This window comes from Pseudomonas sp. NFX15, assembly GCF_049132105.1.
Taxonomy (GTDB): domain Bacteria; phylum Pseudomonadota; class Gammaproteobacteria; order Pseudomonadales; family Pseudomonadaceae; genus Aquipseudomonas.
On record NZ_JAFMPV010000030.1, the window covers coordinates 1 to 14374 of the forward strand.

General features: G+C 61.9%; 14 protein-coding genes and 1 pseudogene. 14 read left to right on the plus strand and 1 reads right to left on the minus strand.

Annotated elements, in window-relative coordinates; genetic code table 11:
- Positions 1–189: 189 nt before the first annotated feature.
- The 14 genes from hemE (at position 190) to gspM (ending at position 13024) form a co-directional block, all read left to right on the plus strand.
- On the plus strand, positions 190–1257 hold the full coding sequence (gene hemE / locus J1D76_RS23685) for a uroporphyrinogen decarboxylase (protein ID WP_421140756.1): 1068 nt from the start codon (positions 190–192) through the stop codon (positions 1255–1257).
- A 293-nt stretch (positions 1258–1550) separates the two neighbouring features.
- Positions 1551–3017, plus strand: coding sequence for an N-acetylglucosamine-binding protein GbpA (gbpA, locus tag J1D76_RS23690; RefSeq protein ID WP_421140757.1), 1467 nt, complete (start codon positions 1551–1553; stop codon positions 3015–3017).
- Positions 3018–3076: 59 nt separating this feature from the next.
- On the plus strand, positions 3077–3640 hold the full coding sequence (locus J1D76_RS23695) for a cytochrome b (protein ID WP_421140758.1): 564 nt from the start codon (positions 3077–3079) through the stop codon (positions 3638–3640).
- 4 nt (positions 3641–3644) lie between these two features.
- Positions 3645–4187: a hypothetical protein gene (locus J1D76_RS23700; RefSeq protein ID WP_421140759.1), complete on the plus strand. Its 543-nt coding sequence runs from the start codon at positions 3645–3647 to the stop codon at positions 4185–4187.
- Positions 4188–4195: 8 nt separating this feature from the next.
- Positions 4196–6115: a type II secretion system secretin GspD gene (gspD, locus tag J1D76_RS23705; protein WP_421140760.1), complete on the plus strand. Its 1920-nt coding sequence runs from the start codon at positions 4196–4198 to the stop codon at positions 6113–6115.
- Between the two features lie 4 nt (positions 6116–6119).
- Positions 6120–7592 (plus strand): type II secretion system ATPase GspE, encoded by a 1473-nt coding sequence (gene gspE, locus J1D76_RS23710; RefSeq protein ID WP_421140761.1) that lies wholly within the window; start codon positions 6120–6122, stop codon positions 7590–7592.
- 3 nt (positions 7593–7595) lie between these two features.
- A complete protein-coding gene (gene gspF, locus J1D76_RS23715; RefSeq protein WP_421140762.1) occupies positions 7596–8804 on the plus strand; it encodes a type II secretion system inner membrane protein GspF in 1209 nt (402 codons plus the stop codon).
- 3 nt (positions 8805–8807) lie between these two features.
- Complete coding sequence (gene gspG / locus J1D76_RS23720; protein WP_421140763.1) at positions 8808–9263, plus strand: type II secretion system major pseudopilin GspG; 456 nt, start codon at positions 8808–8810, stop codon at positions 9261–9263.
- Positions 9264–9734, plus strand: a complete 471-nt coding sequence (gene gspH / locus J1D76_RS23725; RefSeq protein ID WP_421140764.1) for a type II secretion system minor pseudopilin GspH — start codon at positions 9264–9266, stop codon at positions 9732–9734.
- Positions 9727–10110 (plus strand): type II secretion system minor pseudopilin GspI, encoded by a 384-nt coding sequence (gene gspI, locus J1D76_RS23730; RefSeq protein WP_421140765.1) that lies wholly within the window; start codon positions 9727–9729, stop codon positions 10108–10110. The genes gspH and gspI overlap by 8 nt, the downstream gene beginning before the upstream one ends.
- Complete coding sequence (locus J1D76_RS23735) at positions 10103–10645, plus strand: type II secretion system protein GspJ (RefSeq protein WP_421140766.1); 543 nt, start codon at positions 10103–10105, stop codon at positions 10643–10645. The genes gspI and J1D76_RS23735 overlap by 8 nt, the downstream gene beginning before the upstream one ends.
- The gene (locus J1D76_RS23740; protein WP_421140767.1) at positions 10642–11493 is read left to right on the plus strand and encodes a general secretion pathway protein GspK; all 852 of its coding nucleotides are present in this window, start codon (positions 10642–10644) and stop codon (positions 11491–11493) included. Before J1D76_RS23735 ends, J1D76_RS23740 begins: the two co-directional genes overlap by 4 nt.
- Positions 11490–12596 carry a type II secretion system protein GspL gene (gene gspL, locus J1D76_RS23745; RefSeq protein ID WP_421140768.1) on the plus strand — a complete coding sequence of 369 codons (1107 nt, stop codon included), beginning with the start codon at positions 11490–11492 and terminating at the stop codon, positions 12594–12596. The genes J1D76_RS23740 and gspL overlap by 4 nt, the downstream gene beginning before the upstream one ends.
- Complete coding sequence (gene gspM, locus J1D76_RS23750; protein ID WP_421140769.1) at positions 12593–13024, plus strand: type II secretion system protein GspM; 432 nt, start codon at positions 12593–12595, stop codon at positions 13022–13024. The genes gspL and gspM overlap by 4 nt, the downstream gene beginning before the upstream one ends.
- Here the strand turns inward: gspM and J1D76_RS23755 are convergent.
- Positions 13013–14297 (minus strand): annotated as a pseudogene (locus J1D76_RS23755) (MFS transporter); the annotation flags it as partial. The gene gspM and the pseudogene J1D76_RS23755 overlap by 12 nt on opposite strands.
- Positions 14298–14374 lie beyond the last annotated feature (77 nt).

Sequence of the window (14374 nt, forward strand, 5' to 3'; positions counted from 1 at the left end):
ATAACGCGGTGTACCTGATACACCGCGTCGTCTGCATCGCCAGCAAGCCGGCTCCTACAGTGATTTGTGGTGTTGCAAAGATATATTCCACCGCGACAAATTGACCCGATAGACAAAAGGCTGACCTGCAACCGTGCCTTTTGCGTCGCGCTCTGAGAAAATGCCCGCACTTTTTTTCCGGATGCCGACATGACTGCCCTGAAGAACGACCGTTTCCTTCGCGCCCTGCTCAAGCAACCCGTAGACGTCACCCCCGTGTGGATGATGCGTCAGGCCGGTCGCTACCTGCCTGAATACCGCGCCAGCCGTGCCAAGGCCGGCGATTTCATGAGCCTGTGCATGAACCCGGCGTTCGCTTGCGAAGTCACGATGCAGCCGCTCGACCGCTACCCCCAACTGGACGCGGCGATCCTCTTCTCCGACATCCTGACCATCCCCGATGCCATGGGTCAGGGCCTGTATTTCGAAACCGGCGAAGGCCCGCGCTTCAAGAAAGTCGTCAGCACCCTGGCCGACATCGAAGCCCTGCCGATCCCTGATCCGCACAAAGACCTGGGCTACGTGATGGACGCGGTCAGTACCATTCGCCGTGAACTGAACGGCCGTGTGCCGTTGATCGGCTTTGCCGGCAGCCCATGGACGCTGGCCACCTACATGGTCGAAGGCGGCTCGTCGAAAGACTACCGCAAGACCAAAACCATGCTCTACGACAACCCGCAAGCCTTGCACCTGTTGCTGGACAAGCTCGCGCAGACGGTCACCAGCTACCTCAACGGCCAGATCATGGCCGGTGCGCAAGCGGTACAGATTTTCGACAGCTGGGGCGGCAGCCTGTCGGCAGCGGCTTACCAGGAATTCTCCCTGGCCTACATGAAGAAAATCGTCAGCGGCCTGATCCGCGAACACGAAGGTCGCAAGGTGCCGGTGATCCTGTTCACCAAGAACGGTGGCCTGTGGCTGGAAAGCATCGCCGATGCCGGCGCTGATGCGCTGGGCCTGGACTGGACTTGCGACATCGGCAGTGCCCGTTCCCGCGTTGGCGACAAGGTCGCGCTGCAAGGCAACATGGATCCAACCGTGCTCTACGCCAAACCGGATGCTATTCGCACTGAAGTCGGGCGCATCCTGGCCAGCTACGGCAAAGGCAGCGGCCACGTGTTCAACCTCGGTCACGGCATCACGCCGGAAGTCGACCCGGAACACGCCGGCGCGTTCCTGCGCGCGGTGCATGAGTTGTCGGCGCAATACCACGAATAACGGTCAAAACCGCTGTCCAGAAGCCTGTCCCGCCTCGTGCCGCACAGGCTTTTTTATGCACTGCAGAAACACTATCGGATAAAGCGTTTCTGTCTGTATGAGTATTTTCCCTTCGTGTCAGATATTTGAATTAGCAGACTATTCCTGCCCGACTCAACGATTCCTCCTACATAGAAATTTTCCTCATCCACGTAAGGTTCCAGACCCCTGTTCGGTATGACGCGGAACAGCCACGAAGCAAACATCGCTGCCCACAAGGCGCCCTGTTTTCGATAAGCAGTCTGGAACACATCATGAAAATAACCTTTGATAAAAGAAGTGCGCTCACCGCCTGCACCTCGTCGATGATCCTGTTATCGGCCATGCTGGCCTCGCAAATCGTTTCCGCCCATGGCTTTCTGGAAGTGCCGCCTTCGCGCGCGTTGGCTTGCCAGAAAGGCTTGAACACCCACTGCGGTGGCGCGCAGTACGAGCCGCAAAGTGTCGGTGAAACCTTCAAGGGCTTCCCGGCCGGTGTCGGCGGTGCTCCTTTGCAGGGGCCGGTCGACGGCAAGATTGCCAGCGGCGGCCACTCGCTGTTCTCCGCTATGGACGCACAGTCCGCCACCCGTTGGCACCTGACGGAAATCAAGGATCGCAACATCGATTTCCAATGGCGATACACCGCAGTCCACCCGGCCACCAAGCACGAATATTTCATTAGCCGCAACGGCTGGAACCCGAACGAGGCGCTCAAGCGCGCGACCTTCGAAAGCACACCGTTCTGCACCATCGACGGCGGCAACCAGAAGCCGGAGTCGGGTGCCAAGCACAACTGCACAATCCCGGCTGACAAGTCCGGTCACCACGTAATCCTGGCCATCTGGACCGTCGGTGATACCGACGCTGCGTTCTACAACGCGGCTGATGTCAACATCCTCGCCGAACCTGAATTGCCAGGCGGCTGGTCCTCGGTGGGCAGCATTGCACCCGCGACCGCATTGCTGGCAGGGGACAAGGTCAAGGCCCGCGCCTTCACGGCCAACGGCGAAAACCCGGACTACAGCGCAGAAATCAGCATCGCCAATGCTGAACAAGGCTCGCCGCCAAACTGGTCCTTCAATCTCGCCGAAAAAATCAACCAGACCCACACCCTCGTTCGCGCCGGTATCCGTGACGAGAGCGGCAACGTTGTCCCGGTCAAAGGCACCAACAGCCTCTATGCCCAGAAAGAAAGCGGCATCGTGCGTTACGAAGTGCAATTGGACATGAAGGAAGACGCCGCGGCGCGCATGTCGGTGGCCGCTCAGCAAGCCGAGTACGTGCTGGACAAAGGCCAAGCCAAGGTCGAGTTCAGCATGATTTCCAACCGGGCGATGAACGTCGAGGCGACCTTGTTCGACCAGAACAACAAACCGGTCGGCACCACCTCGGCACAGGTCACCAGTGGTTCCACGTGGTTGTCCCTGGATGTGCGCAGCAACCCGGGCGCCCATACCCTGACGCTGGTTGGTACGACGCTGGATGGCCGCACCACTCGCCAGGACACCCAGACGACCCAACTGACCGGTGACGGCGCGGGCGTCGACTACGACTTCGTATTCCCTGAAGGGCTGGGCGACTACACCGCGGGTACCAAAGTACTGCAACCGAAGACCAACGAAGTCTTCGAGTGCAAGCCTTTCCCGGAGTCCGGCTACTGCAAGCAGTACAGCCCGACTGCCAACGGTTTCGAGCCGGGTGTCGGTGCTCACTGGCACATGGCGTGGGACAAGTTGTAAGTCCCCTTCGTAGCACTTCAGGTGATCGCTGTCCGGTCGCCTGAAGCTCTATTCCTCTGATGTTGATCGAGTTGAAAATGACGGTTTCGGGTTATTCCAGACAGCGCGTGCTGCTGCATTGGTTGTCGGCGGCGGTGATCCTGTGGACCTTGCTGTCGGGATTTTATGTGGCCGGTTTCAAGGTGTCTGCGCACATCAAGGAGACGGTTGCCTTCTTCAATGTTTCGCTAACGACTGTGTTCATGCCCTTTTATGTATGGCGGTTGTTTCTGTTTTTCACTCATACCCGTTTTTCGGGGATGAGATCGTTGTCTCTATTTGAAGTGCTCGCGCTGTTCGTGCACACATCGATTTACCTCACCGTCGGTGCCGTTCTGGTGACCGGCGTGCTGATGATGGATCGCCCAATCAATGTATTCGGGGTTGTCGAGATCGCTCAACCGTTGAGCAATCCCCGACTGATCGAGTTGTTCGTCACGGTCCACACAGGGGCGTGTGTGGTGTTGTCGCTGCTGCTGGCGGCGCACGTCGGCGCCGTCGTCGTGCATGAGGCTTGCAACCACCGGGTGCTGCGACGGATGTCTTTGCGGTGCGGCAAGCCTGCTTCCGGGCGGTTTGAGTGAGCTCATGGTGAGGTTTTCGCGCCAACGTCTGACCGGACTTGCCTTGCTTCTGAGCAAGGCGAGCCTGCTGGTTGTGCCGTTGGTCTACGGAGCATTCCTGGGCTGGCAGGAGTGGCGTTATCGCGAGCAGCTGGTGTTACCCACACCGCTCGAAACGGCGCGAACCGCTCCCGTGCCCCGTCAAGCGCTCGACGCAACGGCGGTCGCAACGGTGCTTGGTTTGACGACGGGTACCCCATTGCGGCCGAGCGAGGAACCATTGACCTTGCAGGCAAGCTTCGTCGTCACCCACGGTTTGTCCCGGGTGCTACTGGCGGACTCGCAAGGCGCGCGCATCTACCAGGTCGGCGAGCGCTTGCCGGGCGGCAGCGTCTTGCGTCGCATCGAGGCCGATCATGCGGTGTTGTGGAGCAAGGGCCGGGAAGAACTATTGACGCTGCAGCCTCCCGATTCGGGTTTTCTGCAACGGCTCGACCCTCACGGCAAGCCCCGAGTGCCCAGCGTCTCTCAGCGTTTTTTTAGCCCGCATGCCGGGTCGACAGAGTGATCACGTACATGAATAGCTTTCTCGGTGCACAAGTACTGCGATCGGTGATTCTTTTCGTCGCCATGGCGGTAACGCTTTCCCACGGCACGCTTCAGGCCGAGCAAGAAAAATGGCAACTGGCAATGAACAACGCCGAGTTGCGTGACATCGTCGAAGAGATCTCCAACATTCTCGGAACCACTGTGGTGCTCGACCCAAAAGTCTCCGGTCGAGTCACGGTCATGTCCCGGCAGGCCCTCGATCGCGAAGGGGTGCGCCGGTTGTTCTATTCGGTGCTCGACGCCCATCACTTTACGGTGATCGACGAGGGCGACCGCATCCTCATCACGCCCGTTGCCGAGGCCAGGACCCGGGCCGGCCAGGGCACGCTGAAAACCACCACGGCGTCGCAGTTCGTCACTGAAGTCATCGGCTTGAACACCAGCAGCGCCTCGGATATTGCCGGGCTGGTGCGGCCGTTGGTGTCAGCCAATGGCTATGTCGGCCCCTCGGTGTCGGCCAATGCATTGGTGCTGACTGACACGGCCGCCAATGTGAAACGCATTGCGCGGGTGATCCGCGAACTGGACGCGGGGCAAAACAACCGGCATGCGGTGGTTCAGCTCCAGCATGCCCACGCCGGCGATGTCGCACCGGTGATCGAAGCGTCGATGGGCAAGCGCAATGCCGAATCAGCGATACAGGTACTGGCCGATACCCGGACCAATCGCCTGATCTTCATTGGCCCGCCCGTCGTACGCCAACGCTTGATCGAGTTGGCCCGAGGGCTGGATACACCGGCCACCACGACCCTCGACAATGCCCGAGTGATTCGCCTGCGTCACAGCGATGCCAGGCAGTTGGCCGAGATCCTCGAGTCGATGGGGCAGGGCAGAAGACCGACGCCTGCCGTGGGTGGCAACAAGGACACCTCTGGCAGTGCGTCCTTCATGATCAAGGCTGACGAAAGCCAGAACGCACTGGTGCTTATCGCCGAACCGGCGCAGGTGCGCACCATCGAAAACATCGTGCGCCAACTGGACCAGCCGCGGGCCCAGGTGCTGATCCATGCCGCCATCGTCGAAATCTCCGGCGACATCGCCGAGGCGGTCGGTGTGCAGTGGAACCTCAACACGGGCGACGCCAAGGGCTTTATCAACTTTCCCGGAACCGACATCCCGATTGTCGGCGGGCTGAAGTTCGACGAACAACGCTCGGCACCGGAAGGGGCGATCCTGCAACTGGGCAGCGACCGCTTCGGGGCGCTGGTTTCGGCGCTGGCCAGCAACACCCACAGCAACCTGTTGTCCACGCCGAGCCTGTTGACCCTGGACAATCAGGAGGCGGAAATCATCGTTGGCCAGAACGTGCCGTTCAAGACCGGTTCCTACGCGACCAACAGCAACGGCGCGGAAAACCCGTTCACCACCGTCGAGCGCAGGGACGTCGGCATCAGCCTGAAGATCAAACCGTACATCAACGAAGGCTCGACGCTGCGCCTGGAGGTCGAGCAGGAAGTGTCGGACATCGCGCCGTCGGTGTCTGGCATTGATTCCTCCGACCTGATCACCAACAAGCGTGCGCTGAAAAGCACCATCCTCGCCGATGACGGCGAAATCATCGTGATCGGCGGCTTGATCCGCGACAGTGTGCGCACGCAGAAAAGCGGTGTGCCGCTGCTGCGTGACATTCCCTACCTCGGCGCGATGTTTCGCTGGAGCCGCGACACCCAGACCAAAAGCAACCTGATGGTGTTCTTGCGCCCGACCATCGTGCGCAGCAAGGAAGACCTGTCCCAGGTCAGCCAGCAGCGTTACAACGCGCTGCGTGACCTGAGCAAATCAGGGGCGGGGGAAAACAACTCGCTGTTGCTGCCATCCGAGGCACGCGGTTTGTTCGAGCCGACCAGCGACGCGCCCGTGTTCGATTTGCGCGGCAAGGCGCAGTGAAGCCATGAGCGGTCAGTGCGAGCAGTTGCCCTTCGGTTTCGCCCGGCGCTTTGGTGTGTTGCTGGCGCGTGAAGGCGACACTCTGCGCCTTGTCATGCGTGCCGATGCGCCGTTCAGCGCGTTGGCCGAGGCACGCCGGGTGTGCGGCCCTGCACTGCCATTGGTGATCGTCGACGCCGATGAGTACGCCGCACGCCTGGCCACGGCTTATCGCGAAGGGCAAAGCGCAGTCGAGCAGGTTGCCCAAGGGCTGGACGAAGAACTGGACTTGCTCAGCCTGGTCAATCAGGTGCCGCAAACCGCCGACCTGCTGGAGCAACAGGGCGACGCACCGATCATCCGCCTGATCAACGCGCTGCTTGGCGAAGCGGTGCGCGAGCACGCCTCCGACGTGCATCTGGAAACCTTCGAGCAGTACCTGTCGGTGCGGATGCGGGTCGATGGCCAACTGCGTGAAATGCTCAGGCCCAAACGCGAGCTGGCGACGTTGCTGGTGTCGCGGATCAAGGTCATGGCGCGCCTGGACATTGCGGAAAAGCGTGTGCCCCAGGATGGCCGGATGGCCCTGCGCCTGGCCGGCCATGAGGTGGATGTACGGGTCTCGACGTTGCCGTCGGCTCACGGTGAACGGGTGGTGCTGCGCTTGCTTGATAAACAGGCTGGACGTTTGGACTTGCAGCGGTTGGGCATGCCGGACGATACCCTCGCGGACCTGCGCCAGTTGCTCGGCAAACCCCACGGCATCCTGCTGGTCACCGGGCCGACCGGCTCCGGTAAAACCACCAGCCTGTACGCCGCACTCAGCAGCCTGAATGACCAGACCCGCAATATCCTGACCGTCGAAGACCCGATTGAATATCACCTGCCCGGTGTGGGCCAGATGCCGGTCAATCCGAAAGTCGACATGACCTTCGCCCGCGGCCTTCGGGCCATTTTGCGCCAGGACCCGGACGTGGTGATGGTCGGCGAGATCCGCGATCGCGAAACCGCCGAGATCGCCGTCCAGGCTTCATTGACCGGGCATCTGGTGCTCTCGACCTTGCACACCAACAGCGCGGCCGGTGCGGTCACGCGGCTGGTCGACATGGGTGTCGATGCCTACCTGCTGGCGTCCTCGCTGGTGGGCATTCTGGCGCAGCGTCTGCTGCGCACCTTGTGTTCGCATTGCAAGGTTTCGTACGTGGCCGACGCGGTCACCTGTCAGCGCCTGAGGCTCGACACCGCTACGCCGTACACGCTGTTCAAGGCCTCGGGCTGTGCGCAGTGCCAGCACGGTTTTCGCGGGCGCATCGGCATCTACGAACTCATCGGCGTGACACCCGCCATCGCCGCATTGATTCATCAGGGCGCCAGTGAGCGAGCCCTCGTCGACGAAGCACGCAAGGTCTCGCGCAGCTTGTTTCAGGACGGTCGCCAGCGGGTGCTCGACGGGCTGACCAGCCTCGACGAATTGCTCCGTGTGACCCAGGAGGACTGACCGGTGCCGACCTTCGATTATCGCGCCCACGATGCCCAAGGCAGCGCCTGCAAGGGGCGACTGGAAGCCGACGGTCCTCGTCATGCGCGGCAACTGTTGCGTGAGCGCGGCTTGTGGCCGCGAGCACTGAACGAAGTGAACGTCCGTCATCGCCGGGGCAAGCCACCCCGTGGCGGGCGTTTGAGTGCGGCGGATCTGGCCCTGCTGACGTTGCAACTGTCAACGCTGGTCCAGGCCGGTTTACCGCTGGAAGAAGCGCTGGAAGCGGTGACCAGACAAAGCGCCAAACGCAAGGTCGCAGGCTTGTTGTCGGCGGTCAGGAGCCGTGTCATGGAAGGCCACGCACTGGCCTCGGCACTTGGGCAATTTCCCAGGGCCTTCCCCGAACTGTTCCGCGCCACCGTGGCGGCCGGCGAGCGCTCGGGGCATCTGGGGCATGTGCTCGAACAACTGGCGGCATACACCCAGGCCCGCCAGGCGTCCCGGCAAAAGATCCAGATGGCCCTGGTGTACCCGGTGATCCTGATGGCGGCCAGCGTGGCCATCGTCGGTTTTCTGCTCGGATATGTGGTGCCCGACGTGGTGAAGATTTTCGTCGACAGTGGCCAACCGTTGCCCTGGCTGACTCAGGCGCTGATCGCGGTGAGCGACGGCCTGCGCCAGCATTTTCTGCTGTTGATGTGCACGCTGGCAATGGTGTTCGGCCTGTGGCGCTGGAGTTGGCACCAGCCGACGTGGCGGCTGCGCTGGCACCGGTGGCTGCTGAAGGCGCCGGTCATCGGTGAAGTGCTGCGCGCCATGGAGGCCGCACGGTTTGCCAGCACCTTGGCGATCCTTGGCAAAAGCGCGGTGCCGCTGGTGGATGCGCTGGAAATTGCAGCAGCGGTCATCGGCAACCTGGCTATTCGCGCGCGGATGGCCGATGTCGCCCGTTCCGTGCGTGAAGGCGGGACCCTGACCCGTGGCCTGGAATTGAGTGGCGACATCCCGCCGATGATGCTGCACATGATCGCCAGCGGTGAACGGGCAGGCGAACTCGACCGCATGCTCGGCCGCGCTGCCGAACAACAGGAAAGCAGCCTCGCCGCGCGCATTGCGCTGGTGGTGAGCCTGTTCGAACCCGCGATGCTGGTGCTGATGGGTGGCGTCGTGCTGCTGATCGTCATGGCCATCCTGCTCCCGATTCTCAGCCTCAACCAATTGGTGAATTGATCCATGCAACCTGCCTCTGAAAAAACCTTGCGCCGGCAACGCGGCTTCACGCTGATCGAAATCATGGTGGTGGTGGTCATCATCGGCGTGCTGGGGGCCATCGTGGTGCCGCAGTTCATGAGCCGTCCCGATCAGGCGAAGGTCACCGCCGCCAGAATCGATTTGCAGGCCGTCGCCACTGCACTGGAAATGTATCGCCTCGACAACGCCCATTACCCGTCGACCCAGCAAGGCCTGGAAGCGCTGGTCAAGCGTCCTTCCGGGTTGCCGGCGGCGCGTAACTGGAACCCTCAGGGTTACCTCAAGAGCATGCCGGTCGACCCGTGGAGCACGCCCTATCAGTACCTCAATCCGGGGGTGAAAGCGCCCAGCGTTGGTTATGACCTGTACTCGCTGGGCGCCGATGGCGTGGTGGGCGGCGAGGGCTTTGCCGCCGACATCGGCAACTGGGGCGACTGAGTGAAGAGGCGGGACTGCCGAGGGTTTACCTTGCTGGAGTTGATGGTCGTGATAGTCCTGGTCGGCGTGCTGCTCGGCATGGTGAGCCTTGCATCAGGCGCCAACCCGGCGCGACAGGTTCGGCAGGACGCTGACGCCATGGTGCAGGTGATTGATCAATTGCGGCAGCATGCGGTGTTCGAAGGCCAGGAGTATGGGCTGCGGCTGAGCGCCGAAGGCTACCGCGTCATGCGCCTGGGTATTCGCGGCTGGGAGTCGGTGGCGGCACTGTCGCGTTGGCCGCAGGGTGTGCGTCCGCGCTTGCGGGAGCAGGGCTATGCGATCAGCCTGGGGGCCGACGAAGGCCCACCGCAGTTGCTGATGCTCAGCAACGATGAAACCAGTGCCTTCACCCTGACCTTCGAGTCCAGCAACAGGATTTGGCTGAGTCTGTCCGGCGATGGCATCGGTGCGGTGGTGATTGATGGCTAGCCGACGATCCCGATCGGCCATGGGCGGCTTCACGCTCCTGGAAATCATGGTGGCCCTGGCGGTCTTCGCGACCCTGGCCGCTGCCGTGCTGTCGGCCAGTCAATTCGTGATCAAGCAGCGCGGCGCCGTTGAGGCACGGCTGTTCGCCGCGTGGCTGGCGGACAACCGCCTGAACGAATTGCGCCTGCAATCGGGGTTGCAGGCAGGCCAGCAACAACAAGTGGTGTCGATGGATCAACGCGATTGGGTGCTGCATCAACAGATCAGTGTCACCGGCGATCCGCGGTTGCTTCAGGTCGACATCCAGGTCAGCCCGGTGAACAGTGCCCATGCCTTGCATCGGGCCAGTGGTTGGATACCTGCCGATCATGAATAGGCAGTGCGGTTTCACCTTGCTGGAGCTGGTCATTGCTTTGGCGATTTTCGCGGTATTGGGGCTGGCCAGTTGGAGTCTGTTCGATAGCGTGCTGCGGGTGCAGCAAGGCGCGACGGCGCATGAGCGCGAATTGAGGATCCTGCAACGGGCCATGGCGGTGATCGAGCGCGACCTGCTGCACATCACCACACAGCCGATCATGCTTGCACCGCCGCTGTTGCAGTTCCAGCGCAGTCATTGGCGCAACCCTTTGGACCAGCCGCGCAGTGAGCACCAGGCGCTGACCTATCGACTTGACGATGGCGTGCTGTGGCGTGAAAGCCATGGCGAAGACACGCAGCTCGTGCAACGGCAAAAACTGCTCGAAGGTGTTCATGAGTTGAGTTGGCGCCTGTACGACCGACAGTCTGGTTGGGTGGCCGATTGGGCATCCGGGCAGGACACCAAGGCACCCATGGCGCTGTCGCTGCAAATCTCGGTCGGACGTTTCGAATCGATTCGTCGAGTGTTGCCGTTGCCGGGGGCATGGCCGTGAGTGGTCGTCAACGCGGCATCGCCTTGATCAGTGTGTTGCTGGTCATGAGCCTGGCGCTGCTGATCACCGCAGGGCTGTTGCGCAGCCATCACCTGTCGTTGCAAAGCAGTGGGCAACAACTGCAGCAGATTCAGTTGCGCCAACTCGCCTCAGGCGGGGAAACCTGGGCGTTGTGGTTGTTACGGGACGCGCTACAGGACTCGAAGAAACCCGTCGAGCGAATGCAAGGCTGGACGGCCATGGCGCCGAGCTTGGAGATTGACGATGCGCAGATCCGTGTCGACATCGACGACCTCGCGGGGCGCTTCAATCTCAATGTCTTGTTGCGTCAGGGGCAGGTCGATCAAGTCACGCTCAACCGATGGGCGCGGTTTCTGCAGCTGCTGGATCTTCCTCCCGTGCAATTGAGTCAGGTCGGAGCGCTTCGCGAGTTGAGCCAACTGCGCTTGCTGCCAGGTGTTGACGCTCACCTGTTGCAGCGGCTGGAACCCTGGGTGGCGATGCTGCCGACCGATACAGCCTTGAACATCAACACCGCACCGGCCCTGCTGCTGCGCACGCTAGGTGAAGTGGACGCCACGACCGCCGACGCTTTGGCACGTCAGGCGATCACGACACCTTGGACGAGCGTCCAGGCGTTTACGCAGGACCCATTGCTCGCCGGACGGGGTTTGAGCAGTCATGGGCTCGGCACCCAAAGCCGCTGGTATCGGATCACTGTTCGGGTCAGCCGGGACGGGCGCGAACTGCGCCTTTCCACGGATGTCGGGCATGACCCCGAGACTCAAAAAATGACGGTCCTGCAACGACGTTTTCTTCCCATGACCCGCCCCGAGAGCTCGCAATGAATACCTGGCTTTACCTGACCGCGGAAGGTCAGGACGCGCCTTCGACCCTCTGGCCGTGCGTGCTGTGGTCCGCTACCGGTGAACGCCAGCCGATGCCGTTGAATGAAGCGGCTGCGGCAGTGCAGGGGCGGGCGGTCGATGTGCTGCTGCCCATTGAAACGTGCAGTTGGGTGCGCAGCGCGCCCTGGCCGACCCGGCGCAAACCCGAGGCCCAGGCCCTGGCGTTTGCCGTGGAAGAGCAATTGAGTGAAGCGCTGGAGGGTGTGCATCTGAGCGTTGGCGCACGTGACCGGGATGGCTGCTATCCGGTCTTGGTCATCGGCCGCGAACGATTGGCCGCCGTGCTCGATGTGCTACGCGAGGCAAACGTCGAGATACGTGCCGTGCTCGTCGATGCCGATGTCTTGTTTGGCGATCAGCCGGGCGGTGCCTGGTGGTTCGGTCGCTGGTTGCTCGGCGGTGGTCAGTCTGCACGGCTGGCGTTGTCGCCAGACGATCTGATGCTGCTTGCCCCGCGATTGCCCAAGGACCTGCCATGCCTGGACGACCGTGAGGATCGGGCCACCCTCGATCAACGCCTGACCCAGCGTCGGACCCAGGCTATCAACCTGCTGCAAGGCACGTTCGCCCCGCGTGGCAAGCGCCTGCCCTGGCGTGGCGGCGCACTGGCGATGTTGATGTTGGCACTACTGGCGTGGGGCGCCAGCGAGACGCGAATCCGCTTCCTCGATAGCGAGGTGGTAAATCTCACCCGCAAAAACGAACAGCAGTTCAAAACGCTTTACCCCGATCAGGGCCGCATCGTCGATATGGCTGCACAACTCAAGGCCCTGCAAAACCAACCCGTCGAGGCGCAAAACACGCGGATTGCGGGGTTGGTTCAATTGGTTGAACAGGTGATCGGCGCCAGCCCGGTCGAGGTCCAGCGCATCGAGTATCGGGCCGGCGAAGGCTGGAAAATCCAGCTGACGGCCAGCAGCTTCGCCGAGCTTGAGCAATTGCGTGAACGTGGGCGGCAACAAGGCATGCCCGTGCGGCTTGATAGTGCAAACAAAGTCGCTGACCGGGTGCACGCCACCCTCAGCGTGGAGGACGAGGCATGAAACAGGCATGGCGGCGCCTTTCCGGGCGCGAACAACGACTGTTGCAGATGTTGGGATTTTTTCTGTTGGCCGTTGTGGCGTTCAGTCTGATCTGGCAACCGGCCCGACAGCGGCTGGAAACCGTCGAGCGGCAGTATCAACAGCAGGTCGCGCTCGCCGTGCAATTGCAGCGGGCTTCACCGCGCAGCCATGTCACCGTCGACACCCATCAACCGCTGTCACTGCGCATCAGCGACAGCGCCGCGACGGCGGGGCTGGACATTCGTCAGATGGAAAGCGACAGCGAGTGGCTGCGCGTGACCGTCAATGGCAACGCGCAACCGTTGATGCAGTGGCTCGACGGTATTGAGCGCAGCGGTGTCGCGCTGCAAAGCCTTACACTGGAAAAGCGCGACGACGCCCTGGAGGCGCGGTTGGTGCTCAGGTAGTCGAAGCGTGCTGTGGCAGCAGCGGCAACTTTGCCAGTTTCAACGCCGCCAGCAGTGCCACGACCAGCAACGCGCCGATGAACGCGCCAATCCCATTCCACCCGCCCATGTGCCAGAAAACGCCGCCCACCGTACCGGCGATGCTGCCGCCGGCGTAGTAGCTGAACAGGTACAGCGACGACGCTTGCCCCTTGGCTTTGGTGGCGCGACGGCCGATCCAGCTGCTGGCCACCGAATGGGCGCCGAAGAAGCCGAAGGTGAACACCAGCATGCCGATGATCACCAGCGCCAGCGGTGTAAACATCGTCAGGGCCAGGCCGCCAATCATCAGTGCAATGGTGCCCCAGAGCATTTTGCGACGACCGAGCTTGTCCGCCAGGGCGCCGATTTTCGCCGAACTGTAGATGCCCGACAGGTACACCACCGAGAGCATCCCGACGAAGGCCTGTTCCAGGTGATAAGGCTCGGCCAGCAAGCGATAGCCGATGTAGTTGAACAGCGTGACGAACGCGCCCATCAGCACAAAGGCTTCGAGAAACAACAGCGGCAGGCCGGCATCGCGAAAGTGCATGGTGAAGCCGTCGAGCAGGCTGCGCGGGTGCAGCGAGCGGGAGCGAAAGTTGCGCGATTCCGGCAGGATTTTCCAGAACACCGCGGCCGCGATCAGGGCCAGTCCACCGATCACCAGCATCGCCGTGTGCCAGCTGACGAAGTCGATCAACACCCCGGTAATCAACCGCCCGCTCATCCCGCCAATCGCGTTGCCACCGATGTACAGGCCCATCGCCAGGCCAATGTGCTGCGGGTGAATTTCTTCGCTCAGGTAGGTCATGGCAACCGCCGCCAAGCCACTCAATGACAACCCGACCAACGCGCGCATTGCCAGTACCGCGTGCCAGCTCGGCAGCATGGCGCTGGCGAGGGTGCACAGGGCGGCAGCGAAGAGCGCGGCGACCATCACCGGCTTGCGCCCGATGCGGTCAGAGATCGGGCCGGTGATCAGTAAACCGAGGGCGAGCATGCCGGTGGCCACAGACAGGACCAGGCTGCTTTGCGCGGCGTTGATCGCGTATTCGTGGGACAGCATCGGCATCATCGGTTGCACGCAGTAGAGCAGGGCGAAGGTCGCGAAGCCGCCGCAGAACAACGCCAACACCGTGCGCATGAACGCCGGCGTGCCTTTTTCAATGTAGATCTGCGCCAGCTCAGTGGCGATATCGGGCTGCGTGGCAGGGGCGATTTCGTGGGCGAGTGGAGCGACAGCAGTTTTCACGTTGGACCTCGGAGGACGCGGCCGGTCAGGCAATGAAAAAAGCATATAGCTGGCTAATGATTCAATCCAATATATTG

What these genes read in the sequence shown, in the direction of transcription:
- gspI (WP_421140765.1), top strand. Translation starts at nt 9,727, where the DNA reads ATGGCTAGCCGACGATCCCGATCGGCCATGGGCGGCTTCACGCTCCTG.
- gspE (WP_421140761.1), top strand. Translation starts at nt 6,120, where the DNA reads ATGAGCGGTCAGTGCGAGCAGTTGCCCTTCGGTTTCGCCCGGCGCTTT.
- J1D76_RS23735 (WP_421140766.1), top strand. Translation starts at nt 10,103, where the DNA reads ATGAATAGGCAGTGCGGTTTCACCTTGCTGGAGCTGGTCATTGCTTTG.
- hemE (WP_421140756.1), top strand. Translation starts at nt 190, where the DNA reads ATGACTGCCCTGAAGAACGACCGTTTCCTTCGCGCCCTGCTCAAGCAA.
- gspG (WP_421140763.1), top strand. Translation starts at nt 8,808, where the DNA reads ATGCAACCTGCCTCTGAAAAAACCTTGCGCCGGCAACGCGGCTTCACG.
- gspD (WP_421140760.1), top strand. Translation starts at nt 4,196, where the DNA reads ATGAATAGCTTTCTCGGTGCACAAGTACTGCGATCGGTGATTCTTTTC.
- gspM (WP_421140769.1), top strand. Translation starts at nt 12,593, where the DNA reads ATGAAACAGGCATGGCGGCGCCTTTCCGGGCGCGAACAACGACTGTTG.
- gbpA (WP_421140757.1), top strand. Translation starts at nt 1,551, where the DNA reads ATGAAAATAACCTTTGATAAAAGAAGTGCGCTCACCGCCTGCACCTCG.
- J1D76_RS23700 (WP_421140759.1), top strand. Translation starts at nt 3,645, where the DNA reads ATGGTGAGGTTTTCGCGCCAACGTCTGACCGGACTTGCCTTGCTTCTG.
- J1D76_RS23695 (WP_421140758.1), top strand. Translation starts at nt 3,077, where the DNA reads ATGTTGATCGAGTTGAAAATGACGGTTTCGGGTTATTCCAGACAGCGC.
- gspL (WP_421140768.1), top strand. Translation starts at nt 11,490, where the DNA reads ATGAATACCTGGCTTTACCTGACCGCGGAAGGTCAGGACGCGCCTTCG.